The 25,436-nt window shown below is 56.6% G+C and carries 14 protein-coding genes; 7 read left to right on the forward strand and 7 right to left on the reverse strand.

Features of this window, described 5'->3' with window-relative positions; genetic code table 11:
• Nucleotides 1–65 precede the first annotated feature (65 nt).
• Nucleotides 66–446 (forward strand): DUF5076 domain-containing protein, encoded by a 381-nt coding sequence (locus ABD971_RS14505; RefSeq protein ID WP_345323156.1) that lies wholly within the window; start codon nucleotides 66–68, stop codon nucleotides 444–446.
• Nucleotides 447–511: 65 nt separating this feature from the next.
• Here the strand turns inward: ABD971_RS14505 and ABD971_RS14510 are convergent, their stop codons facing one another.
• The 6 genes from ABD971_RS14510 to ABD971_RS14535 form a co-directional block, all read right to left on the reverse strand.
• Nucleotides 512–1,225, reverse strand: coding sequence for a helix-turn-helix transcriptional regulator (locus ABD971_RS14510; RefSeq protein WP_339945174.1), 714 nt, complete (start codon nucleotides 1,223–1,225; stop codon nucleotides 512–514).
• A 560-nt stretch (nucleotides 1,226–1,785) separates the two neighbouring features.
• The gene (locus ABD971_RS14515) at nucleotides 1,786–3,090 is read right to left on the reverse strand and encodes a DUF1501 domain-containing protein (RefSeq protein WP_345323160.1); all 1,305 of its coding nucleotides are present in this window, start codon (nucleotides 3,088–3,090) and stop codon (nucleotides 1,786–1,788) included.
• A 211-nt stretch (nucleotides 3,091–3,301) separates the two neighbouring features.
• Complete coding sequence (locus ABD971_RS14520; RefSeq protein WP_345323162.1) at nucleotides 3,302–7,015, reverse strand: DUF1553 domain-containing protein; 3,714 nt, start codon at nucleotides 7,013–7,015, stop codon at nucleotides 3,302–3,304.
• A gap of 5 nt (nucleotides 7,016–7,020) precedes the next feature.
• Nucleotides 7,021–8,622 (reverse strand): FecR family protein, encoded by a 1,602-nt coding sequence (locus ABD971_RS14525; protein ID WP_345323164.1) that lies wholly within the window; start codon nucleotides 8,620–8,622, stop codon nucleotides 7,021–7,023.
• A 2-nt stretch (nucleotides 8,623–8,624) separates the two neighbouring features.
• A complete protein-coding gene (locus ABD971_RS14530; RefSeq protein WP_345323166.1) occupies nucleotides 8,625–9,167 on the reverse strand; it encodes a sigma-70 family RNA polymerase sigma factor in 543 nt (180 codons plus the stop codon).
• A gap of 482 nt (nucleotides 9,168–9,649) precedes the next feature.
• A complete protein-coding gene (locus ABD971_RS14535) occupies nucleotides 9,650–12,871 on the reverse strand; it encodes a c-type cytochrome domain-containing protein (protein ID WP_345323168.1) in 3,222 nt (1,073 codons plus the stop codon).
• A 461-nt stretch (nucleotides 12,872–13,332) separates the two neighbouring features.
• Between ABD971_RS14535 and ABD971_RS14540 the strand changes: the two genes are divergently transcribed.
• The 6 genes from ABD971_RS14540 to ABD971_RS14565 all read left to right on the forward strand — a co-directional run bounded on the left by ABD971_RS14540 (nucleotide 13,333) and on the right by ABD971_RS14565 (nucleotide 24,955).
• Nucleotides 13,333–15,603, forward strand: coding sequence for a DUF1549 and DUF1553 domain-containing protein (locus ABD971_RS14540; RefSeq protein WP_345323170.1), 2,271 nt, complete (start codon nucleotides 13,333–13,335; stop codon nucleotides 15,601–15,603).
• Between the two features lie 114 nt (nucleotides 15,604–15,717).
• Complete coding sequence (locus ABD971_RS14545) at nucleotides 15,718–17,889, forward strand: serine protease (protein ID WP_345323172.1); 2,172 nt, start codon at nucleotides 15,718–15,720, stop codon at nucleotides 17,887–17,889.
• On the forward strand, nucleotides 17,886–19,367 hold the full coding sequence (locus tag ABD971_RS14550) for a DUF1501 domain-containing protein (RefSeq protein WP_345323174.1): 1,482 nt from the start codon (nucleotides 17,886–17,888) through the stop codon (nucleotides 19,365–19,367). The genes ABD971_RS14545 and ABD971_RS14550 overlap by 4 nt, the downstream gene beginning before the upstream one ends.
• A 224-nt stretch (nucleotides 19,368–19,591) precedes the next feature.
• Nucleotides 19,592–21,829: a DUF1549 domain-containing protein gene (locus tag ABD971_RS14555; RefSeq protein ID WP_345323176.1), complete on the forward strand. Its 2,238-nt coding sequence runs from the start codon at nucleotides 19,592–19,594 to the stop codon at nucleotides 21,827–21,829.
• A 10-nt stretch (nucleotides 21,830–21,839) separates the two neighbouring features.
• Nucleotides 21,840–23,183, forward strand: coding sequence for a DUF1501 domain-containing protein (locus ABD971_RS14560; RefSeq protein WP_345323178.1), 1,344 nt, complete (start codon nucleotides 21,840–21,842; stop codon nucleotides 23,181–23,183).
• Nucleotides 23,183–24,955: a serine protease gene (locus ABD971_RS14565; protein WP_345323180.1), complete on the forward strand. Its 1,773-nt coding sequence runs from the start codon at nucleotides 23,183–23,185 to the stop codon at nucleotides 24,953–24,955. Before ABD971_RS14560 ends, ABD971_RS14565 begins: the two co-directional genes overlap by 1 nt.
• A 274-nt stretch (nucleotides 24,956–25,229) precedes the next feature.
• Here ABD971_RS14565 and ABD971_RS14570 read toward each other — a convergent pair whose 3' ends face one another.
• Complete coding sequence (locus ABD971_RS14570; RefSeq protein WP_345323182.1) at nucleotides 25,230–25,388, reverse strand: hypothetical protein; 159 nt, start codon at nucleotides 25,386–25,388, stop codon at nucleotides 25,230–25,232.
• Between the last annotated feature and the right edge of the window lie 48 nt (nucleotides 25,389–25,436).

The following is a 25,436-nucleotide window of genomic DNA, read 5'->3' on the forward strand; positions in this document are numbered from 1 at the left end:
TGTCGCAATCCAGTATCGTGTGTTTGGGGGTTGCCTGACAACACTCGAAAGGCATGCAGAGAATCATGCCTTTGTTTTTTCTACTTGTTCGAGCGATCCCGATGCACGAGAAACACAAACCGTTGCCGATACCGCAGGCAGCGGAACACGATCCCAAGGCGATCGAGATGTTTCGTGGCTGGATTGCCGAAGGGGCCTTGCACTGCGAAGTGAACGTGGGGCATTGGCACAAGGGAACCGATACCGACGAACGTCAAGCATGGGGAGTGATCTTGGCCGATTTGGCTCGCCAGATCGCGAAATCGCTCGAAGAAACCACCGGCATGGATCAAAGCATCGCATTGCAACGAATGCTGCAATCATTTGCCGCTGATTTCGAAAGCCCCGAGGTGGAGCAAGGCCAAGCGGACGTTCCCGAGCGCCTGGACGAATCCGAAGAAATCTAGGGCTTTGTCAGGGCGAAAAAACGAGACAGGAGGGGCGGTGCCGAAGTCCCGCGTGTCTATCGACATCACAGACCGAAGTCGTGGAAGCCATTGTCTTGAAAGCGGACCATCAATCGGATCAGCCCTGCTTGATTCTCGACCCCCAGTTTTCGCATCCCCGAGTTGCGTCGATTCTCGATCGTTTTGTCAGAGACATCAAGAATTTTTGCCATGTCTTTTACCGATTCGCCTTTGGCCACCAGCACGGCTACTTTCTTTTCGCGGTCATCCAATCGCACAAATTGTTCCCAGACGCGTGCGAGATCCAGTAAACGCAGCGCCCCTGGGTTTTCTGTCTGCACTTCGACGATTCGCGTCACCCCTAAAATCGCTGCTCGCGTGTGACCGCTACCAAGCAGCGACCGTTTGATCGTTCGCAGCAACAGCATGCGTCCGTGTTGATCACGCCCGAGGTGTTCAAAGTCAACACTCGTGCAGCCTTGCATGATCAACGCGTCCGAACTGGCCGAAACCGGCTTGATCGTTTCATTCAAGTAGTCCGAACTGAACCGGCCCACCGAACTGACGTCTCCCGCGAACGTGTGCTCATAGGCCTTGTTCGCAACCAACATCTGACCGTCGGCGGATTTGATGTAAATCGGATCGTGCCAGGAATCAATCAACGTGTTCAGCGGATTGCGAGAGCGGATCGCGCCTACGATATCCTTCACTAGCTGGCCCACTTCGGCCTGGAACGAAGTTTCGTTGATGTGCGGAATCATCGTGCTGGTGGATGGCATCGGACTGTCTCATTTATCGAAAACAAAGAAAAGTAAAAGATGAGAAGAGGCAATGAGTCGCTAGCAATGTTTGACCGCCCAAAAAAACTCCCAAACATGCCGTAATTATTTGTTTCTTCACAAATGTTGTACCGATGCCTCTGTGGCGTCGAAACACCCCTTGGATGAGGATGATGCGCAACAACCATCCTCTGTACTGTTAGTATCGCACAATCAGCTTCGGGTATGAGACAAATTTTTCTAATTACAGAAAAATGCGGGTTCGCGCATCAAGGCGATTTCGTCCCGGAGCCCACCGCAAAAAGCAGCAATTCCGCGAAAGAGTGCGTGAATTGCGAAAGAAAAGAGCAACCCCGACAGCCGATTTCAGGATGAAATGTCGAAGTGGTTCACGCGAAATTTCAGAGAAGAATTCGGGTTCTAGCAGCACTAAACCACGCAGCATACGTTTTTCGGCAACATGCATCGCCAAATAAGGACGCACTTCACGCTCTTGTTCGGATAGCCGAGTACAGAAGAAATGAGTCGACGGGTGCGAAGCGGCTTGTCTTGCCCTGCACTCAAGCAAACAGTTTTGCGATCGGATTGCCGTTGTCAGTGACAGGGACGGGGCGGTCGCCATCGTACAGATACTTGCCATAGTCGATGCCGACTGCGGCACAGATGGTAGCAAAGAAATCCGGGACACTGACCGGATCCGCAACGATCGTTTTGCTCAGTTCGTCGGTTTCGCCGTAAGCCCCACAATGGCTCAGCCCACCGCCGGCAAGCACACACGAGAAAGCTCGGCCTTGATGTCCGCGGCCTCCGGCACTGTCGAACTCGGGTGGACGTCCGAACTCCGTCGTGATCACGATCAACGTCTTGTCGAGCAATCGCTTCTCTTGCAAGTCAATCATCAAAGCCGAAACGGCGGTATCCATCTCTCGAATCAATTCGTGCTGATTCAAGATCCCTTCGTTGTGAACATCCCAACCTGCGCCGTTGAGGAAATTCAAGTTGTGCGAGACTTCGATAAAACGGACGCCGCGCTCGATCAAACGGCGACTCAATAGACATCGCTGTCCAAACTCGCCACCGTATCGGTTCCGCAGAGCATCCGGTTCCTGTGTCAATTGAAACGCACGATTGAAATCGGGGCCACTCAGTTTCAGACTTTGCTTGATTGCGTCCTGGTAATCACGCACGCGGCGATCGGTGATTGCGGCGGCGTCGTCGCCGATGTTTGCCAAGAACCGCTCGCGTCGCGATTGGCGTTGATCGGTAATCTCAGGCGGCCGCGACAATCCGGCGGGGCCTTGGCTGGTGTCGGTCAAATACAAATAACCGCTATTGGCCCCCAAGAAACCTGGCCCCCGCGTGACATTCGGGTAGCCAATCAACACGTACGGAGGTGCTCCGTCGGACGCGGCGCCTCGTTGGTTGGCCACAATCGAACCGAGTGACGGATACAGGACGGTCCCCGTTACCGCTCGCCCGGTGTGCATGCGATTGGTGGCCGCGGCATGTTCGTCAATCACTTCATGGTTGACCGTACGCACGGCGGTCACGTGGTCCATCAGCGGAGCAAGCTGTTGTAGATGTTCACAGACTTGCACGCCGGGTACCGCAGTGTCCACAGCGGCGTAGTACGATCCCGCTTTCTTGGCAGCCGGATCCCCTCGTCGCTTCGGATCAAACGTATCGATTTGCCCCATCCCACCACCGAGCCAAATCGAGATGACATGTTCCGCTTTGCCTTGGATCAGCGGACTCGCCGATGATGCGGCCGCCGCGGAAGGCAGCAAGAGTCCGCCCGCCGCTGCACCGATCGCAGCAAGACTTTGACGACGACTAAAACACAGCGAAGAGGGATCGGAATTCATAGGAGTGTCAAAGTTTTGAGGTTTGTTTCAGGCGGGGTGAAATTGGCGAAAGGGGAAACGTTTCGTTACGAAAAGCGTCTGGCATATAAAAATCATAACCGGAAGTGTCAGCGAGGGACCGAGTCATGTTCGAGTTTCCCTCGCTGACGCACTAGGCAATTGAAAATCGGGTTAGCCGTCGTGGATCTGGCGCAAAGATCCTCACCCAGCATCATGGCACCCAAACAAATTCACGGTGGTTGATCAGACTCCATACGAGATCTTCGTACACGCAGCGCCAATCAGGATTGATTCGCGGGTCTGAGGGCGGTCCCAAACTTACTCGTCGCTCTAGCTCTTGTTGGATCGTGTTGGTTTCGCCACGCAAATGGTTGAACCAAGTGACTTGCGGCAGCGGCGGCAACGGATCCGGGTACTGCACTTGTTCTTTGGGAACGAGACGATTTTCGAAGCCAACGCTTAGTTCACTGGCGAGCGTCTGCCGTTCTTGTGGGGTTGGTGGTCGGCACAGGAACCGCATAAATAAGGTGTGGACGAGCGAATCAGGCGACGGGGCCTCGATCGCCAGTTGGCTCAGCTCGCTGTCGACCGAAGCGCGGCTGAGCGACATTGCCAGCGTCCCGTTGGACAAAATCCCAGGTTGTAACACGTTGGGGTCGGTATCGCGGACACTGATCGGTTTTGCCCGAGATCCGTTCCATCCAAACGCTTGCAACACATCCGTGACGGCACGAGCACTCGGTAAAGACAAACTCGGCCGATCTCGCTCGTTATTCAAACTGGCAAACATCCAGGCCCGCTTCGGGACGCCCATCGATTGTCGTTTTCCGATCGGACGCTGTCCGTCATGGACAAACGTCAATTCCCCGACATTCATCTCACTGCCACACGCGACATGCAGTGAATCCACGATCTGTTCGGCCGTCAACCGCCGCCGATCCGGCGAGGCAAAGAAACGCTGTTCGGCATCCGCAGCCAGGTTCTGGCCGAGGGCTTGGCGTTGGTAAGTTTTTGACGTCATGATCTGACGCATCACGACTCGGATGTCATAACCGTGGGTGATCCACTGATGAACCATCCAATCGAGCAGCTCAGGGTGACTTGGCGTCTGCCCCTCCCAATCGCTGACAGGTTCAACGAGCCCAGCGCCCATCAATTGTTTCCAAATGCGATTGACCATCACTTGCCCGAAGCGGCGATTTTGCGGCGAGGTCATCAGCACCGCCAACCGTTCGCGTGAATCGCTTGGGTCCATCATCAGGGAATTGATTTGATCGTCGTCCTCGATCCCGATCAAATTGCCCAGCGGCCACTCAGGGCGGATCGATTCATTCGGCTTCAGCGTGACTCGGATCAGCGATTCCCTTCCCTTCTTTTCAAAAAACGCGTCGGGAACACGGCTGGTCTTGGGCACCTGAACGGTCTTTCGTTCTAGCATCGCGGCGAGCGAATACAAATCACGTTGCGACGTCGAGTGATAGGGTGAATCGTGGCATCGTGCGCATTGCAATTCGACACCCAAGAACGCCCCAGCCAAGATGTTCGCCTTTTCGGCATAGGGTGCGTCGCTTTCGCCCGACAATCGAAATCCGGCGCTACCGCCAGTGTCGGGGCTGCCTCGCATCATTACGAGCTCGGTGATCATGCGATCGATCGGTTTGTTGTCACGCAGCGAGTCATACAGGAACCAACGGAACGGCCCCGTACTGCCCATCGATTGATTCAGCAGTGTGGGGTTCTCGGCTAACAAATCCTGCCATAGGCTGATCCAGTGATCGGCCATTCGTTCATCGTGCAACAGTTCGTCGATCAATCGTTCGCGTTTGTCGCGATGCGTGTCGCGAAGAAACTTCTGTGCTTCCGCCAGCGTCGGAGGCACTCCCACCGTGTCCAAATACACACGGCGAAGGAACGATTCGTCGTTAACAACCGCTGGCGGTGTAAGACGCTCGGCATCAACCGGTGGTGCCGGCCACGCTGCCCCATCGCGAATCCACTGCTCTAACGTTGAAATCTGCGGGTCGCTCAACCCTGTGTCGGTCGGCGGCATGGCGCCGCTGCGAATCTGCGAGATCAACTCACTCGCCTCGGGATCGCCCGGGACGACCGCAGGCAATTCGGATTCGCCTGGCAAGAGCAACGCCTCACGCGAGTTCAGTTTCAACCCGCCCTTATCCTTTTCTCCGTGGCATCGAAAGCACTGTTCGCGAAGAATGGGAAGCACTTTGCCGTGAAAATGTTCCGTAACTTTGCTGTCACTTTTCGCGGATGCTTCGATTGCCGAACGGATCTTTTGCGTGATAAAAGCGTCGACGGGATGGTCCGCGGCATCGTCGTCAACCGAGGGGACGGGGGGCGCCGGATGATCCGCAGCCCACTCCGAGGCGGTTTGATGCCGCATCTTCCAGTACGCGTCCTGCGATGCCGCAGCCGTGCGCCGCGATGCGTCATCGAACGCGATCATTTGAGCGGCCATCTGGTCCAAAAGTGGTTCGACGTCGGCATCGGTCAACGACACGGCATCAGCGTCCTTGGGCGTCAGCAGATCAAACGACTTGCTACCGCGACGCTGGATCGCGACACACACTTCGCCCGTTTCCGTGCGTTGGTTTTTGCCTCCGACAATCAGTTCCAGTACCACTCGGTGTGTGCGATTGTCTTGACCGGCGACTGCAGGGATCGACAACTCGGCAAACACTTCCTGTTGATGGTAACCATGCGGACGCACGCCAGGCAGCGGCGGTTCAGCAACGGGGGTGATTGGTTGTTCGCCATCCGGTGAGCGACGCGTGACCGGATTCGTCCGAGCAACGACGTTGCCGTCGATCCACAATCGCCCCATCCCACGGGCTCGCATCAGCAGCCGATGGTTTCCTGAAGGGATTTCGACATCCGCAGCCATACGTAACAGCACCGGTTCTCTCCAAGCATCCCGAATGCCCCAGGCGTCGTATCGGATCGGCAACTGCTGAATCAGCAAGGCGTCACTGAACCAACGCAACGCGTCGGATGGCCATGTTTCGTTGTCCATAATCCAGCGGTTTTCCGCTGGCAAGCCTTCACCGAGGGTGACCAAGACGCGGCCGGGGGGGATTTCGCCCAGCTCGGGCATCACTTCGGCAACAAGCTTGGGTTTCGACTCTTCGCCCACGCGGCGAAAACGCGACGCCATCATTTGATCGCTAGCCAACCCACGATACACAGCGACATTATCGAGCAAACCGATGTAGCGGTTTCCCGAATTGGCGGATCCAATCCAAACTTGATCATCATCCACGACCGGAGGCTCGGTCGTTTTGCCGCCCATCCCCCAATCGCCGCCGGTCGGTTTTCCATCGATCCAGCCTCGCATCGATTCGGGATCACCAAATCGATACGACACCGCGACATGATGCCAAGTGTTTTGAGCAACAAAAGATTCGGTCGAGGTCCAGCGGTGCCAATGAGCAACGCCACTCGACGGCTTGGTTGCGAACAGAAAGCCGACTCGCATCGCATTGCCAACCTTTTGCACACGCATGGCCCAGTTCTGGTTGTCTTTGGCGAAATGGGGACTGCCGGTTCGTCCCTTGCTAACGATATAGATGGGCGAGTTGTTCGCGGGGAGTTCAATTTTCACCCACGCTTCGAGTGTGATCGCGTCCCCGTTGGTGAAATCAAAATCACTATGTTCGTTGGAGTCGTCGATCGACAAATAGCCGCCCGATTCCCCCAGACGGATCGCCGTGTTGTTGCTCTGGAAATCGGGATAGACCGGAGGCCTCGGGCCTGCTTGATCGCGCAGGACCGATCCATGGGACTGAAACGAACGCGTGGTCTCGGCTGCAAAATCCCAATCGGCAACCAATTTAGGTTCGTCTGCATGCGTCACCGTCAGAAAGCTCAATAGCAGCAGTACGGCGAACAAGGATTTCAAGGTGTACATCATGTTTAGGGATTCTGTCCTTTGGCGGTATCGAATTCAGCGGGCAAGCCAGCGATAAACACGGGGTCCACAATTTGATCGTCATCCATGGCGTCTTGGAAAAAGAGTCCCTCGACGGCGGTTCCCGGGGCGTACCCGAGATCACTCAAGTCGATCCCCACGGCGATGGCCCAGAAGGGGATCGACGGATTCATGCGTGAGAACGATCCGTTGATGAGATCGGTTACCGACCGCACCGGTGAATTGAATTGCAGTAAATCAAAGTCGGGAATCGACAACGCCTCGTGCGAGTTGAGCGTAATGTCGTAACGCGTCACTGTTTTTGAACGCAGACCTGTGGAAAAATGCAACGGGCTGACGTGGAATCCGTCTCCATCGGCTGGGTTTAGCACCGACTGCAATTCAAAGAATACGACGTCGGGTCCAGGGGCATTCACAATGGGCTGGCGGAAACGAATTGCCATCCCCAGCGTCGCGGCGTCCTCGACACTATCATCGAACACCGGATCACGGGTCAGCGGCTGCACACTGCCGCCAAGATTTAGAAATCCTGTGTGCAGCAACGTATCCGACTCGATCACGGCCCGCCGGCCCTCTCCGGTTTCATTCGCGTCGCCGACCGGAACCGACATGTGCTGTGTGTTGGTGCCGCCATGAAAATAGGTCACCTCCACCCCGATCAGCTCCGCAACATCGTATTGACGAGTCACAGCGTCACGCTGAACCGACACACTGTGCAGTTGTCCGTTCAATTTCCCCTTGCTCATTCCCATTGTGAATTCAACCACACGGTCGGGAAGTTGACGACGATACTTGGCGGGTTGGAAGTCGACACTCGACGCGTCGCCCCCGTTAAAATGACTTGCTTGGCGTTCGGTCAGCAAGATTTTTTCGGTAGCCAGCGGATCACGCCGGAGAACTTCGGCGGCACCCTCGATGACTTGCACTTCGGTGTCCCCCGCTTCATCGACATCGACAGAGAAACGGGTTCCCAAATCGGTGACTTCGGTCTTGGGCGTGATGACTTGGAAGCCCTCGGCCCCGGGCGGCGCGTGAACGCTGCACGAGCCTTGACGCACGATCAGCCGTTCAAGACTGGCAATTTCGATCACGGTGGGAGCATCCAGGATGACTTCTGCACCGCTGGGGAATTTCAGTTCGATCATCCCCGAGGTCAACGCGTATTCATGATTGCTTTTCAGCGATTCGCCAATGGGCGGCATCACATCGCGAAAGAAAACACCGCCAGCGGACTGAACCAACACGACCTCCTGCGGCAACGACGCCGCAGCGGACTGGACCGGGTCGCGACCACTCCACCACGCAATCGACAGAATCATCAACAGGCATGCAGCCAACGCGATGGCGATCCCGATTCGCGATGTCTTTGTCGTCGAGCGGTGCTGCGGGAGCGGCGTTGCGGTGACCGGAGTCAGCTGACGCAAATCGGTATCAAGATCCAGATAGTTAAAGTAGGTTTGTTGAGCGTCGGCGTTGTCTCGCAGCAGATCCTGCAATGCGAGGTGTTCGGATTCCGTGATCGAGTCATCGACCAGTTTGGCCAACAAGGGGATTAACGCTCGATGGACTTTGTTATTTTCCGGCATGCTTAACCTAACGCCTCCTCGGATGCGATCCGTTTTTCGATGCATTGCAGCAGCGATTGGCGAACCGCGGACAAACGGTTATACATCGTCTGCACGGCCTTGCCCGCTGTATCAGCGATCTCCGCGACCGGAAGCTTCTGTTCGTAGACCTGTTGGATCAGTTCGCGATCGGTTGGTTTGAGATGTTCGACACATTTCCGCATCGCGGACGACCGGAGGTCACGTTGCCCCAGCGTCGCGATCCGGCGATCGGCCAACTGTTCGGCCAAATCATCTGCGAACTGCAATCGATCACGGCCCGCTACGCGCCGGAAGTTCCGCACTTCGTTAAACGCGACACCACAGGCCCACGGCAGGAAGAGACGCTCGTTATCGAATTCGTCAAACTGGCGCCACAATGTCAAACTGCATCGTTGGAAGACATCCTGAGCGTCGGCGTACTGTGGCAACAGCGACCGCACATAGGCGAATATCCGAGTCTGATCCCGCAGGAAATGCTGCAGAAACTGCTCGTAGCGATCGTTGTCAAATTCCTCGGTCGTCATCCCATCTGGCCGCTGATATTTCGGTGGCGTACGTAATCCATCATGGCTGCTATGGGTAAATGGTACGGCGGCACCCGATACTTACTAGAAAAAATCGGAGAATCTGAAAGTCGACCCCAGACTTGCGTCCGCGACTGCCACTGACGAAGGTGACTGCTGAAGCCGTAGCAATCGCACAGCCCGGAGGCCGACAGATAGACTGCCGTTGGCGTGAGCCGACGGTTTAGGGGCGACTTGTCGCCGTAAGGCCGGAGGCCGACACACTGGCAGCAGATGTGTCGCCCTCGGGGCCATGTTTTTCCGCCACTCCTGACCGGCAGCTTACGCTACCGGCAGAGGGTGTACCGGCCTCCGGCCTGCAATCAATACTACTGAATCAGCTGTCTCCTTCGTTGGTGGAGAGGTGGCAGAATCCAGCGAGAGTAAAAATCATAACATCGCCAATGCTTTAGTCCTTTTGGGCACCGGCGAAACCGATTCCGTCATTTCAGTTCAGCGACCAATTTCCCATCGGCGATGTTCCAGATCCGCACCACGCCGCTCTGACCGCCGCCGATTAACTTTTTGCCGTCGGGAGTCACAGCGATCGTAAACACGAAATCCTTGGCGGTGTCAAAACTTCGAATCTTGCCTCCGTTGGCCGAGTTAATCAGTCGCACTTCACCGCTGCCACATGCGGCCACCAATTGATCGGTGGTCTCGACAAATCGAACCGCCGTTATCTCTTTCGCGAAGCCACTGACCGTCCGCGTCGTTTCGCCGGTTTCGGTGTTCCACAATTTAATCGTTTGATCGGCACCAGCCGACGCCAATACCTCGCCACTGTCTTGCCACGCGGCTGACAAAACATGGTGGGTGTGGCCTTCGAGTTGCCGGGCGGTGGTGCCCGTAGCGACATCGGTCAAAGCGATCGTTCGATCGGCCGACGCTGATGCCAAAGTTCGACCATCGGGTGAAAAGTCCAGTCCCAGCACCGTGTCGGAATGAAGATCGCCCAAATCACGAACCAAATCTCCCGTTTGAACATCAAAGATTTTGACGGTTCCCGTTCGACTTGGCTCACCCGAACCGATTGCGACCGTCATCGCATCGGGCCGAAAGTCAATCGCAGTGACGCGGTCCGCAATTTGTCCTGGATCGTTGATCTCACCGATCGTCCGCTGCAGTGTCCAACGGGCTTGCCGCGGCCAGCACTGGACGATCCCCGCGGCACTGAGGTGTACCAGTTTGTCTCCGAGAAACGCCACGTCGACTTGTGCGGTTCGGCTCACACCGGCCTCGTCGTTGGCTGACGTGCTAGGAAACTCGGTCAGCGGCTGGCCATCGCTGGTGCGAAACAGGTTCAAGCTGCCATCACGATGGATCGTGGCAATCTCATTCGCATCGGGACTGAGCGTGATCCCCATTACCGCGTGTTCAGGCCGCACCAAGCTTGCTTGAACCGTCGCCAGTTTCGCATCGAGTCGAGCGAGCCGGCGTGTTTCGGCATCCACCACACGTTGGTGTGCGGGGATCGCATCGGTGGCCCGTTTCTGAGCCGCAGTGGCCGCATCGGTGGATCGCTGTTGTTTGACCAATTCCGCCTCTGTCTTTGCTTTTTCGCCTTCGGCTTTCGTCAAAGCGGCGCGTTGGGCTTCGAGTTCCTTCGTGCTCTTTTCCTGCGTCGCTTTTGCCGCAGCGATCGCTTTCTCTGCGGCGGCAATGTCGGCTTTTGCCTTTTCGATCGCCGCTTGTGTTTCGGCGACTCGTTTTTCCGCTTCTGCCTTTGTCGCAGCCTCGGCTTCGACGTTCGCTTTCTCTGTTTCCTCGGTCTGTTTCTCGGTTGTGTCCGCCGCGGGTTTGTTAACGGCCGCTTGGTCTATCGCCAGCTGTTTTGTGGCGTTTTCGAGTCGCGTTTTTGCCTCAGCGGCGGCTTTCTCTGCCGCAGCCATGTCGGACTTACTCTTTTCAATCGCGGCCTCGGTCGCGGTCACCGCGTTGGCAGCGGCGACTCGTTTTGCTTCGTTGGCGTCATTCGCCACTTTGGCTGCATCCCGCGTTTTCGTAATCGCCGCGAGCGCCTCGTCTTCTTTCTTGAGTAACTCTTGCAGCTCTTTTGTTTTCCCCGTCAATTTGGTTACGAAGGCTTTTTGACGATTTGCATCGCGGGTTGCCTTAGTCAATGCCAATGCATCTTCGACCGACGCCTTGCCGGTGGCGAGCCGCTTTCCATCAGCCAAGCTCCACACCCCGACGCTTCCGTCACGGCTGCCAGTCACCAGACGCGTTTGATCCGCCGAAACGCCCACGGCGTCAACGACCGATCCCACCTCTAACGTGCGAATGATTTCATTCTTGGCGGCGTCGACCACAACGACGCCTCGCGACTCGCTGGCGATCGCAATCGCGAGTGAGGGCTTGGCAATCAGTGCCACGGCGGTGGCGTCCGAAATATCGGCGACGGAATCACGCACCACCTTGATCGTTGCCGGAGCGTTTTCAGTGGCCGCAACCGTCTGCAACAATTTGACAGTGCCCGCGATGGTTCGCACGGCGACGTGGATGCCCTCGCTGTCTGTGGTTAACTGCGTCAACGAAGACTCGAGCTCGATTTTGGCGAGTTCGCTTCCGTCGGCGGCGTTAATGAATGTGACGCGTCCCGCTTCATCGGCAACGACCAAATGGCCCTTGGATCCCGCCCACGCCAAACCGACGACGAAATCGGTTTGCCCCGATTTCGAGACTCGTCGCTCATTCGCGGCAACATCCCAAATCTCGATATCCCCGATCGCGTTGATCAGTGCGATCGTGGAACCGTCCGGGCTGACCGCCATCGCTTGAGCTGGCTTCATCCAAGCCGCGGTTTTCGATTCAAGCGGCAGGTGAGTTCGCTTCCACAATCGCAGGCTCCGAAATCCACCGGTAGCAAGTCGCCGCCCATCGGGTGAAAAGGCAATCGATTGAATCAAATCGACATCCGCAACCCCCGCATCCCCGAGTGCGGGATCTGCGAGTGAGACGGTTGCGGTGGGGTTGTCGAGGTCAGCAACAAACAAACGGTTGCCGCGTGCGAAGGCAAAGTGTTGTCCGTCCGGTGAAACGTCCGACGCATAGACCGTGCGAATCGATTCTGGAATCGCTTGCCATGTAATCGATTCGGTTTTGGAGGTGTCGGAGCCGTTCGCCCCTTGCTGGATCCATAGTTGCCAGAGCCCCAATTCCTCAGGAGTCAGCGGGGACGCCCCGACATCATTGTCTTCCGGCGGCATCAGCGGGTCCTCTTCCCCGGTGGCCCGCATCAGCAACAGACTCGACTTCGCGTCTTTGGCGACTACGGCTGGCCCGCTGTCGCCCCCCTTCATCAACGACGCATGTGATTCGAGAACCAAACCGCCCTCGGCATCAGACTTGTGATGGCATGCCACACAATTGCGTTTCAGAATCGGAGCGATCTCGGTGGCAAAGTCGACCGCTGTCGTTCGCTCTAACTCTGCAATCTTCAAAACCGATTCAGCACGAGCCGGAACCGCCGCAAGCAACCATAACAACGCCATAACAACTGCGGCGACTGGCTTGCAGATTCCTGCGTTGAAACCCTCGTTGCCATTCACATTTACTCCGTTCGCGGCACGGTGCGAGCCGTCTGGTTGTCGGCGGTGAAGCGTTTGTTTCAGACCGGACGGCAGCTGCCGCACCGCGATAAAATCCAAATGTTTAGTGCCCATGACGCTGGCTTTACTGCAGCGACCCCAGGGCGTCGAAAGATTGCCTGCACGAACGGGTGAGCATGAGAGAGGACCCGGCATGGTGGTTTGCTCGAAAGATTGAAAGGTGGGAAGAAAGCGAGGTGGGACCGACCAGTTTACTAAAACTTGGGTCGACATGAGTGTATAGACTAAAAAACAAGCGGGAATCGCGGAAACGGATTGGCGGTAACCCGGCGATTGCATTGCCGAAGCCTCAAAATGGGCGTTCAGCCGATTGCGGACATGACGCGTGACGCATGGCTGATTCCTAGAACCAGACGAAACTCTCAGCAAGTTTCGCTGCCGCAAGACGAAGCATGGGGGGAATCACAATTACATAATTTGACATTGTGACCAGAAAGCACTATCGTGGTCATTAAGTCCTATGGACTTCCCGCCCCCGACCTCGGGACTCCCTCCCATCATTGTGACACTCGCTTATGCGATCCGACGTAGCCTGTCGCGAGTTTTCGAAGGTGCCATGGTGTTTGCCATGTGTCGCTGCGATAGCTCTATCGTTGTGCTTCGGTGATATCTCCTTTGCCGACACCCCGCTCTCGGACGCCCGCATACATGCGATTAGCTTCGCCAACGACGTCGCTCCCGTCTTGACCAAAGCAGGCTGCAACACCGGCGTCTGCCACGCCAAGGCCGGCGGTGGACAGAACGGTTTTGAACTTTCGCTGCTCGGTTTCGAACCCGCCGAGGATTATGAACACGTGGTACGCGAAGCTCGTGGACGACGACTCTCGTTGGCTGCACCGGAACAAAGTCTGCTACTGCTGAAAGCGACCGGTCAAGTTCCCCACGGCGGCGGCGTTCGGTTAGACAAACAATCCGCTGGCTATCGCCAAATCCGCGACTGGATTGCCGCGGGAGCTCTATACGGTGCCGAGGGCGCCCCGGAACTCGCCTCGATCGAGGTCCAGCCCGAACGAGGATTGTTGAACCAGGGGGGGACACAACAATTGACGGCGATCGCACATTACAGCGACGGCACGTCACGCGACGTGACCGATCTGGCACTCTACGAGACCAACGACGTCGCGATGATCGAGTCGTCGGAATCGGGAGTCGTGCATGCACAGCATCTACCTGGCAATGCCGCAGTGATGGTTCGTTACCAAGGCAAAGTCGCGGTCTATACCGCCGCAATTCCACTAGGTGCCGCCGTCGACGAGGTGCCGGATTCGAAGAACTTTGTTGATGACTATGTCTTTGGCAACTTGCAGACGCTGGGGATTCCACCGTCGCCGTTGTGTGACGACGCAACGTTCCTGCGGCGAGTCACCTTGGACATCGCCGGCCGCTTGCCGACCGAGGCCGAATCTCGTGCTTTCCTTGAAAACCGCGACGAAGACCGCCGCGATCAAGTGATCGATGAACTGCTGAAGAGTCCCGACTATGCCGACTACTTTGCGAACAAGTGGACGTCACTACTGAAGAATCGGCGGGATGACAAAAGTGACATCACGTCGAACTTTGCCTTTCATGCATGGTTGCGAGACAGTTTGTTAGCGAACCGGCCTTACGACCAAATCGTGCGTGAATTGTTGGCAGCCACCGGAACCGTGATGGGAAATCCACCGGTCGCGTGGTACAAGCGTGTGAAGGAACCGAAGGAACAAATCGAAGACGTTGCTCAGTTGTTTCTCGGCGTGCGAATGCAGTGTGCCCAGTGCCACCATCACCCGTTTGAACGTTGGAGCCAAGACGATTATTACTCGTTGGTTGCCTTCTTTAGCAAAGTCGGACGCAAACCGACGGGCGTTCGTGGCGAAGACCAAATCTTTCATAAGCGGGGTGTCGCGGGCGAAAAGAACCCCAAGACCGGTGAAACGCTGCCGCCTGCCGCTTTAGGAGATGACGTCGGTGAAATCCCTGCGGGCGAGGATCCGCGGCTGCGACTGGCCGATTGGATGAGCTCGGAAGAGAACCCGTTTTTTGCCAAAGCATTGGTTAATCGCTATTGGAAACATTTTTTTAGTCGCGGGCTAATCGAACCCGAAGACGACATTCGCGATACCAACCCGCCGACCAATCCCGAGCTATTGGCCGCGATCGAGAAACACTTTGTTGATAGCGGGTATGACCTGAAAGAATTGGTTCGCGTGATTACGCGTTCACATGCCTATCAATTGAGTTCGGTTCCCAACGAGTACAACCTCGCCGACCGACAAAACTACTCGCGGTTCTATCCCAAGCGACTGCAAGCCGAAGTGATGCTTGATTCGATCGACTTTTTGACCGGCGCACGCACCGACTTTGCCAATCTGCCCGTGGGCACAAAAGCGGTCGCCCTGCCGGACAACAGCTACAACAAATCGTCACCGTTTCTGAGAGTGTTTGGGCGTCCTGAGAGCACCAGTGTGTGCGAATGCGAGCGAGTTCAATCTGCCAGCCTGGCGCAAAGTTTACATTTCATCAACGCCGCCGACATCAAGGCCAAACTTGCCTTCAAAGGTGGCCGCGCCGAGCGATTGGCGGCCGCGAAAGAGGTCAACCACGAAGACCGAGTCCACGAGTTGTACTTGGCGGCTTACTCACGGCCGCCTGACGAGGAAGAAAAATCCACTGCGGTCGCGTACCTGGCGGAACCACGTTTCAACGCCGACAACAAACCGATCAGCGACGTCGATGCCACCCGCGAGAATTTGCAAGATTTGCTGTGGGCACTGATCAACACCAAAGAGTTTTTATTCAACCATTAACCCGGACGCACCACGTTTTTAGCGGTACATCGCAAGCCGTCCGGTCGCGGCAAAAAAGAACCATCGAAAGAGTCCGGACGCCCTCCACGCCACACCGCCACGAAAAACAATAACGTGCCACCCACCATTGCCATGACCTACGACCAACCGACGAAACGATATCCTTCGCGTACGCTCAGGCTGACCATTGGCTTTGTGATGTCGCTTTGCGTTGCCACAAACGCTTCAGACGCGTTCGCCCAGTCAGTTTGTTTGCCGTCGCCTCGTTTGTTGACGACGATGCCGATGGGCGGACAAGCCGGCAGCGAGATCGAAGTCACGCTCAGCGGCGAGGCGATCGACGACGCCAGCGAACTTGTCTTCTCGCACCCCGGAATCACCGCAACCGCGAAACTTGACGATACGGGAAAAGTCGTGCCCAAACGTTACGTTGTCACAATCGCGGCGGATTGCCCCGCTGGTATTCACGAAGCGCGTGTGATGACGCCGCTGGGATTGTCATCGTCACGCGTCTTTTCAGTCGATACCGTCGCTGAAGTGGTCCAAACCGAACCGTCAACGTCGCCCGAGAACGCATTGCCAATCGCGATCAACTCGATTGTCAACGCGACGATGCCAGTGCGTGGTGTCAATCATTATCAATTCGAAGCCAAACAGGATCAACGCGTCATCGTCGATTGTGCCGCCCGCGGAATCGACAGCAAGCTGAACGCAGTCGTAATCATCGCGGACGCCGCTGGTCGTGATTTATTGGTCGAGCGTCGTGGCGACCTGCTCGACTTCACGGCTCCCGCAGACGGCCAATACATCGTGAAAGTTCACGAGTTGACGTTCAAAGGAGGTGCTGAGTACTTCTATCGTTTGGCGATTCGCGAGCTTCCGGCGGACGAGCAACCAGTGCGGATGGCGGGAACCGAAGCCGTCAACGCGTTTTCGTGGCCACCAACCGGTCTTGCCCAAACAGCAAAATCGACCGAAGTCGAACCGAACAACGGAAAGCGTGCAGCCGAGACGTCATCGGTGCAACCGATCACGCTGCCATGCGACATCGCGGGCACGTTCTTTCCGGCTGCCGATGTCGATGTGTTCGAGTTTACTGCGAAAAAAGGAGAGTCGTGGTGGGTCGAAGTCGCTTCGGAACGACTCGGACTGCCCACCGATCCAACGATGCTGGTCCAGCGGGTTGTTGAAAACGAGTCCGACAGCTCGAAGACCGAATCGCTCGTCGACGTCATCGAGCTAGCCGATATTCCAAGTCCGGTAAAAGTATCCGGCAATAACTACGCCTACGATGGCCCTCCGTACAACGCCGGGACGTCCGACATTCTTGGCAAGATCGAGATCCCCGAAGACGGCCGCTATCGGGTGCAATTGCTGGATGCCTTTGGCGGCACCCGCAGTGATGTTCGAAACCGCTACCGGATGGTGATCCGCAAAGCGGAGCCTGATTTTGCTCTGGTCGCTTGGGCACTGCACATGGGACTGCGCAATGGCGACCGCAACGCGTTGTCCAAACCGATATCGCTGCGGCCCGGAGCGACAATGGCTCTGGAAGTCGTCGCGTTTCGTCGCGATGGTTTTGACGGTGACATTGAATTGTCGATGCAATCGCTTCCCGATGGCGTGTTCGCACAAGGCTTAAAAATCCCTGCCGGCAAATCGCGTGGCATCATGTTGGTCACTGCGGATGAAGGTGCACCGTCGGGCTGGGCAAATGCAACGTTCGTTGGCCAAGCAGAGATCGAGGGTGAAACCGTCAGTCGTCCTTGCCGGTTGGCGTCGATGGCGTGGCCGGTAAAGGATGCATGGTCCGAAATCCCCAGTCCGCGACTGGTAGGGGATGTGGCCGTTTCGGTCGGCAGTGCCGAAGTTGCTCCGCTGACGATTCAGCCCGCTGCCGATGCTCCGATCGAAGTGGTGGCTGGTGAATCGGTGACGATTCCGCTGGCGCATCGCCGACGCAGCGAATTTTCCGGGGCGACAGTCGCGATGCAAACGATGGGGTTCGCCTTTGAAGCTCATCCCAAATTCGACTTGCCGCTCAATGACGATCAATCCGAAGTGACCCTCGACTTGGCAAAACTAAAGACGGCACCAGGCGACTACTGGATCGCGTTCTACGGAAGTGCGGTCGCAAAGTATTCACGAGAAGCACTGGCCGCTGATCCGATCGGCGCTGCAAAGCCATCGAGTGAAGCCGCAAAGAAGCCCTCCACGACCGACATCGCCGATATTGTGGTGTCCAAACCGATCGCGATTCGCGTCCTACCCGCAGAGAAAAAATGAGACCTTCTGTACAACCCAATCGCGATGCTGAATTGATTCATCCGGCTCATTGTCCAGGGCCGCTCGGTAACGTATTGACCACGGGTAACCGAAACCGCGGCTCGTCTCGCCGCAGTTTTATGCGGATGGGCATCGCCGGATTTGCCAGCCTCAGTCTGCCCAGCGTGATGCGACTGCAAGCTGCCAGTCCGACCACGGCTAAGAAAAAGACGGCGGTCATCATGGTTTGGAAACCAGGTGGTTGCTCTCACATCGACACCTATGATCCCAAGCCGAATGCGGGAACCGAGTATCGCGGCCCCTTTGGCACGATCGGAACAAAAATCCCTGGCGTCCGCTTTACCGAACTGTTGCCGAAACAAGCTGCCATTGCAGACAAGTTCACGGTGCTGCGAAGCATGCATCAAACCGCCGGTGGACATCCGGCTGGTTCAATGCAACTGCTGTCGGGCGACTCCGACACGCGTGACAAACCCAAACCGCGGCTTCCTGATTGGATGACCGTGGCGAACTACTTGCGAGCACAACAGGAAACAACGCGAACCAATCCCTTGCCGCGTTATGTCGGCGTCAACATGTCGTCCGAGTACATCGGCCCGGCGTACATTGGCGAAACCTATTCACCGTTCTCGGTCACGGGCGACCCGAATGCTCCCAACTTCGTCGTCCCCAACATCGGACTGTCCGATTCACGCGAAGTGGATCGCTTGAGCCGGCGAATCGACTTGCGTCAGAAACTCGATACGATGACGCGTGCGTTTGACCAATATGGTGAACTTGGCGCCCTCGATGAATTCGAAACCCAAGCAATGACGCTGTTGACGAATCCGCAAACCAAACGTGCCTTTGACCTTAGCGAAGAAGACGATGCAACACGCGATCGTTACGGACGCAATACTTGGGGGCAACAATTGCTGCTCGCCCGCCGTTTGGCCGAAGCAGGTGTCGAGGTGCTGACCAGCAGTCTGCGTGGCCCGCTGTGTGGCCGCGTGCAGAACTGGGACGATCATGCCGTCAACCACCACGTGTTTGACGCGATGCGTTTTCGAGCTGCCGCCTACGACCAAGCCGTCACCGCATTGATCGAAGATATTTATGAGCGGGGCTTGGATGAACGTGTAATGGTTGTGGTCACCGGTGAATTCGGGCGTACTCCAAAAATCAATTACCAACCCAGCACCGGAGCCGGAAACGCCAGCGCCGCTGCAGGCACCAAGCAGCCCGGCCGCGATCATTGGCCGCGAGCGTTCTCGAACATCTGGGCTGGCGGCGGAATACGGACGGGCCAGTGCATCGGAGCGACCGACAAACGTGGCGAAGACGTGATCGAGCGCCATTGTGGCCCCGGCGACTTCTTGGCGACCCTCTACCATCATCTGGGCATCGACGCTTCGAAAGTGTTTATCAAAGATTTTAACGGCCGTCCGACCCCGATCGTCGACCACGGCAAGCCGATTCCCGAGTTAATACGGGCTTAGCGGCTTTCACCAACGCTGCGAAACATTCAACAGCAGATCATTACGGCAATTGGATGTTGTAGCTACGCTTCGCCAGAGCGTGGCTGGTTGCTGTGCAATTTCGAATCACCACCTTCTGGCAAAGGTAGCTACAAGAGAATACTTCACCGCGATAGGCTTTCCCTCCCTCCGACATTTCATTCTGACCGATTTCCCGTCTGACCGATTTCCCTTCACCCACCGTCATGCAAATCCTGTTTCAACATTGTCGCATTCTGATCTGGCTCGCATGTAGCGTTGGTATCGCGTGTGCGCCCACGTTTGCGGACGATCGAGCGGTCAGTTTCGAACTGGATATCCAACCGATACTCACCGCCCAAGCTTGCAATTCAGGCGCGTGCCACGGTAAACAGCGAGGCCAAAACGGGTTTCAGCTGTCACTGCTGGGCTTTGACTCTGAATTCGACCACGCCGCGGTCAGCCGCGATGCGCGGGGCCGACGTATTTTTCCTGCGTCACCCGAGAACAGTCTGTTGCTGCTCAAAGCGACTGCCGAATTGCCCCACGGCGGTGGACGCAAACTCGAGCGAGACTCGGAAGACTATCAAATGTTGACGCGGTGGATCCGTCAAGGTGCTCCGCGTCGAGTCGACGGCGAGCCGACGCTTGTAAAGGTGACGCTTGAACGAGATTCGTTTTCGCTAACACCCTCCGAATCTCAAACGCTGAGGGTCACGGCACACTACAGCGACGAATCAACACGCGACGTCACTCGTTTGTCGACCTATTTGTCCAACGACGACGCGGTGGTTTCGGTCGACGCAAACGGTGTCATCCAAGCTGGTTCGCTGCCGGGGGAAACCGCTGTGATGGCCCGTTACATGAACCATATCGAAGTCGCAAACGTCGTGATCCCGCAAACCGAACCGCTCCCGAGCGCGATCTTTGAATCGCTCGAACGAAATGGGGTGATCGACGAGCTGGTCTATGAAAAGTTGCAAGCTCTTGGGATCGAGCCCTCGCCGCTGGTGGACGATCCTGTTTTCTTGCGGCGTGTTAGCCTGGACTTGATTGGCCGGCTGCCGACCGTCGAAGAAGCGCGAGCGTTTCTGGATGGCAGCGAAAGCGAAACCCCGGCCCAGCGGCGAGCCAAGCTGGTCGATCAACTGCTCGAGCGACCTGAGTTTGCGGACCATTGGGCCGGCTATTGGGCTGACCTGCTGCGTCCAAACCCGTACCGCGTCGGTATCAAGGCGGTGATGAATTACGACAACTGGATCCGGCAACAATTTCGTGACGAGGTGCCCTATGACACCTTTGTTCGTCAATTGGTGACCGCCAAAGGAAGCACCTGGCAAAATGGTGCGGCAACTCTGTATCGCGATCGTCGCAGTCCTGATGAGGTCGCGACGATGGTTAGCCAATTATTCCTGGGCATCCGGTTGGACTGTGCAAAATGTCATCACCACCCGTTCGAACGGTGGAGCCAACAAGATTTCTACCAGTTCGCTGCCTACTTCTCAAAAGTCGGCTACAAAGGCACCGGACTGTCGCCGCCCATTTCCGGTGGTGAAGAAATTGTGTTTACCTCGAGCAAAGGGTCCGTGTCCCATCCGCTGACGGGCGAGACGATGACACCGACGCCGCTATTCGAAGTCGCGGGGGCAGACGCGGCTGATCCGAACGCGGACAATCACGGGGCACCGATCGATCCTCGCGAAGCACTAGCACAATGGATGACGTCCACCGACAACGACTTCTTTGCCAAAGTTCACGTCAATCGCACTTGGGGGATTCTAATGGGCCGCGGATTAGTCGAACCCGTCGACGATCTCCGTACCACCAATCCCGCGACCAATCCGACGCTGTTGAGTGCATTGGCCGAAGAATTCCAAGCTTCTGGCTACGATTTCAAACGACTGCTAAAGACGATCACGCTCTCGCAAGTCTACCGACACAGTTCCGAACCGACGGCATCCAATGTCGCCGATCGGCTGAATTATTCGCGCCACTACCGTCGCCGGTTACGAGCGGAAGTGTTGGCCGATGCCGTGGCCGATGTGACCCAAACAACCGAGTCGTTCCAGGCCATGCCGCCTGATTCGCGAGCCAATCAAGTTTGGACCACGCGAGTCAATTCGATCTTTCTTGATACCTTCGGCCGCCCCAACGAAAATCAAGATCCGCCGTGCGAACGGACTCCCGATTCGACGGTCACGCAAGCACTGCATTTGATGAACTCGCAACAGCTCGACACGCGTGTTCGATCGGACGAGGGGCGCGCCGCAAGTTTGGCGGCGAGTGATAAATCGCCGCAGCAAATTGTTGACGAGCTGTACTTGGCTACCTTCACGCGTTACCCGACCGCTCAGGAACGCGACTACGCTATCGAGCTGATAACCGCCGCCGCGGATCGTCGTGGTGTGATCGAAGACCTGATGTGGGCAATGCTGAATGCCCCTGAATTCTCAATCTTGAACTAGGTACGGATACATGAATCGAAACCACCATCGCAATTGTGACGGCATTACCCGCCGCGACGGATTGAAACTTGGTCTGCACGGCTTGATCGCAGGCGGATTGGCCGGGGCGCTGCGTGCAACATCGGCTTACGCGTCGGAAACGCCTGCGTCGCAATTGAAAAGACAAGCCGATGCCTGCATCCTGATTTGGATGGACGGCGGTCCGAGTCACTATGAGACGTTTGATCCCAAACCCGATGCACCGATCGAGATTCGAGGCAAGTACGAACCGATCGCGACGCAAACCCCCGGCGTCCATTTTTCCGCGCCAATGAAACGGCTGGCCGCGATCTCGGACGATTTGGCAATCGTCCGATCGATCCGACACGACCAGGGTAATCATGGTGCCGGCAACCACTATATGATGACCGGAGCACCGCCGCGAATTCCCGTGGGCTGCGGTGCGTTTGTCAGCTTTCACCCCAGTCTCGGGAGCGTGGTGTCACACCAAATCGGTGCCCCTGATGGGATTCCGGCCTACTTTTCGATCCCCAGCATGTCACGTTCGGGAGGCCCTAATTTCCTCGGCGCCAAACATGCTCCATTTGTGGTTCCCGACAATCCGAACAGTTCGTCGTTTCAGGTTCGCGACGTGACGATCCCAAGCGGGTTAACCGATCAACGGTTCGCATCGCGTCAAGAGATTCGCAATCAGATCGACAAGCTGCGACGGATTAAAGACGCGGCCGCAGGTGACCCCGTCATGGCGGCCGACGAATTTTATGCTCAAGGCATGGAATTGGTCAGTAGCCCGCAATCGCAAGCCGCTTTTGATATCCACGCCGAACCCGACAAAGTGCGTGACGCCTACGGCCGTAACACCTTTGGTCAGCAAGCATTATTGGCACGCCGTTTGGTCAGCGCCGGCGTCCCCTTTGTCACCTTAGTGCAAGGAGGCTGGGATCATCACACCGACCTGTTTGACGCCTATGACAAAAAGATGCCGCCGTTCGAGGCGACAATCGCGGCGCTGGTGTCGGATTTAAAAGACCGTGGCATGCTGGAGCGAACGCTCGTGATCGCATTGGGTGAGTTTGGACGGACCCCAAAGATCAACGATCGCGGTGGACGCGACCACTGGTCCAACGCGATGAGCGTCATGTTTGCTGGCGGTGGCACGTCGGGCGGCCAGGTGATCGGCGCCACCGATCGGCATGGCTACGCGGCGGTGGAGCGAGTGCTTTCGCCCGAAAACTTTGTCACGACCGTTTATCGCAAACTCGGGATCGATGCCGGGCAAATGTTGCACTCCCCCGAAGGCCGACCGGTGCACTTGGTCAGTGACGCCACACCGATCTCGGAATTGATGAGCTGATGCGAAACGAACTATACTTTCGCCCCCCCGTCGCATCGTTTTTTTGCGGCTGCACGCAAGCCCTCCGGTCGTCACCACCTCGCTTGCATGCTTCCGCTCGCTTCGTACCGGATGGCTTGCTCCGTACCGCTCGGGGATCGGGTATCGCCTTCGTTTCGCTCCTGCTCTGCTTGGCCGTTTCTACGCCTGCAATCGCTCAAGTGCAACTCGATCGCTTCTATCCTCCGGTTGTCAGTGTCGGCAGCAAAACGACCGTCAAAGCCGAAGGCAAATTTCCGAAGTGGCCTGTCAAAGCGATCGTGGATCGAGACGACATCGAAGTGACCGTCGAGAAGGATTCGGGGCAACTCAGTGTCCAGCTTTCTGCCGATGCCGAGCCCGGAATCGTCTGGGTTCGCCTCGTTGACGAAACGTCTGCATCAAAGCTGGTGCCGTTGTTGATCGAGCCCACCGCAACGCTCGAAGAAGTTGAGCCGAACCAAAAGATTGCTGAAGCCACCTCGGTCGCTTTACCCACCGTCGTGTATGGACGACTCGCCAAGTCCAACGAAATCGACACGTACCGCGTCCAGGTAAAACAGGGACAAACTTTCGTCGCAACCACGTTTGCGCATCGGCCGCTGGGTTCGCCGATGGACGCGGTGATGCAGTTGGTGGACGAACAAGGCAACGTGATTACTCAAGCCGATGATGATCGTGGGATCGATCCGCAACTGGTTTACGTGGCCGAGGAAGACCGCGAGTTGTGGGTGCGGATCTTTGCATTTCCCGAAGTCCCCACCGGAACGATTGGTTACGCCGGATCGGCTTCATTTGTCTACAGTATTCGCATGACCAACGACGCCTACGTTGACCATGTGTTGCCCCTTGTGCTGCCAGCCAATGCGGTGGCTTCCGACAGTACCGTGTTCGGCTGGAACCTGCCGCCCAAATTCGATCTGCAACAACGTGCGGCTACCGATCATTCGCCTCGGATCACACAGCTTGCTGCTTCACTCGGGTGGCAGTGGCAAATGTCGCTACCGCATGATGCCGCCGTCATCGCGGAAACCGAAGGCGATGATTTTGCGACGGCTGCGTCGCTGCCGTGTGTCTTTTCTGGACACATTACCACAGCGAACGACGTCGACCGGCTACGATTCAAAACAAGGGCGTCCACGCGGTATAAAGCAGAATTACACTCGCGAGCATTTGACTTCCCGCTCGACTCACAGCTTCGCGTGATCGATGTTGCCGACGGCAGCGAATTGGCCCGCAACGATGACGTGTCGCGAGGCCAATACGACTCGGTGGTCGAATTCACGGCGAAGGACGCCAGCGAATTCGAACTGCAAGTGTCGGATCTGGTCGATGGACACAGCGCCCGTCACGCCTACAGTGTCGTGATCACTGAAGTTTTGCCAGCGGTGGAGTTGTCGGTCAGTGAAGACCATTTCGCAACAGGAAAAGAGCGGACGGTGGAGATCCCTGTCACGATCGCCAGGAAACATGGGTTTGATCAAGAGTTGACAATCACTGCCGAGGGGCTGCCCGAAGGGATTAACGCCGAGTCCGTCGTCTCCCAAGCAAAAGGCGACACATCAAAGTCGGTCAAATTAAAAATCGTCGCCGACAAGACCGCCAGCTTTCAAGGCCCTTTCCGAATCATCGCTCGCGCGAGCGGCGAAGCCCAAAAAGCGGATCTCTCCACCACTTACACCGCAACCCACTCGCTACGAGAAGCGGTCACCATCCAAAGCCTCTGGTTAACCGTCCCCGCAGCCAAAGAATGAAAAGCGAGTACGAACCGATTTCGGGTGAGATCAGCGATGTAAGTGTTTCCAACTCGCGAAGCAATCGCAGATGGTACTCACGGCTGTGAATCCGTGGTGTCGGCTGAACGATTTTGAATTTAACGTAGGCTAGGCTTCCAGCCTGGGTTTGCTGTGATTCCCAGGCTGGAAGCCTAGACTACGTGAGGTCATCGACGCCGCAGAAAACCACGGACTGGCGTCCGTGGCTGCTGCCGGGCATCGTGTTGCGAACAGGTTTGATGTTGAACTGAAGCTACTGATTCGCTTCGGCGTCGTCGATCGATTTGTCCTCTTGTGCGATCGCGTCGCGAGTCTCCGCATCAAGGGCTGGAGGTTGGGGGACGGATTCGCTGCCACAGCCGAGTGTCGGCACGCAAAGAGCCAACAGTATGAGGATCGAGAATGGTTTCATCGTGAGTCTTTCTTTGTTTGTTCGATATTTAATAAATAAGGAGTGTGG

Origin of the sequence: Novipirellula rosea (assembly GCF_039541335.1) — a bacterium.
GTDB classification, from domain to species: domain Bacteria; phylum Planctomycetota; class Planctomycetia; order Pirellulales; family Pirellulaceae; genus Novipirellula; species Novipirellula rosea.

Coding starts and splice junctions, on each gene's coding strand:
- ABD971_RS14550 (WP_345323174.1), top strand. CDS start 17,886: ATGAGACCTTCTGTACAACCCAATCGCGATGCTGAATTGATTCATCCG.
- ABD971_RS14570 (WP_345323182.1), bottom strand. CDS start 25,388: ATGAAACCATTCTCGATCCTCATACTGTTGGCTCTTTGCGTGCCGACA.
- ABD971_RS14520 (WP_345323162.1), bottom strand. CDS start 7,015: ATGTACACCTTGAAATCCTTGTTCGCCGTACTGCTGCTATTGAGCTTT.
- ABD971_RS14510 (WP_339945174.1), bottom strand. CDS start 1,225: ATGCCATCCACCAGCACGATGATTCCGCACATCAACGAAACTTCGTTC.
- ABD971_RS14525 (WP_345323164.1), bottom strand. CDS start 8,622: ATGCCGGAAAATAACAAAGTCCATCGAGCGTTAATCCCCTTGTTGGCC.
- ABD971_RS14515 (WP_345323160.1), bottom strand. CDS start 3,090: ATGAATTCCGATCCCTCTTCGCTGTGTTTTAGTCGTCGTCAAAGTCTT.
- ABD971_RS14530 (WP_345323166.1), bottom strand. CDS start 9,167: ATGACGACCGAGGAATTTGACAACGATCGCTACGAGCAGTTTCTGCAG.
- ABD971_RS14555 (WP_345323176.1), top strand. CDS start 19,592: ATGCAAATCCTGTTTCAACATTGTCGCATTCTGATCTGGCTCGCATGT.
- ABD971_RS14565 (WP_345323180.1), top strand. CDS start 23,183: ATGCGAAACGAACTATACTTTCGCCCCCCCGTCGCATCGTTTTTTTGC.
- ABD971_RS14535 (WP_345323168.1), bottom strand. CDS start 12,871: ATGGGCACTAAACATTTGGATTTTATCGCGGTGCGGCAGCTGCCGTCC.
- ABD971_RS14560 (WP_345323178.1), top strand. CDS start 21,840: ATGAATCGAAACCACCATCGCAATTGTGACGGCATTACCCGCCGCGAC.
- ABD971_RS14505 (WP_345323156.1), top strand. CDS start 66: ATGCCTTTGTTTTTTCTACTTGTTCGAGCGATCCCGATGCACGAGAAA.
- ABD971_RS14540 (WP_345323170.1), top strand. CDS start 13,333: ATGCGATCCGACGTAGCCTGTCGCGAGTTTTCGAAGGTGCCATGGTGT.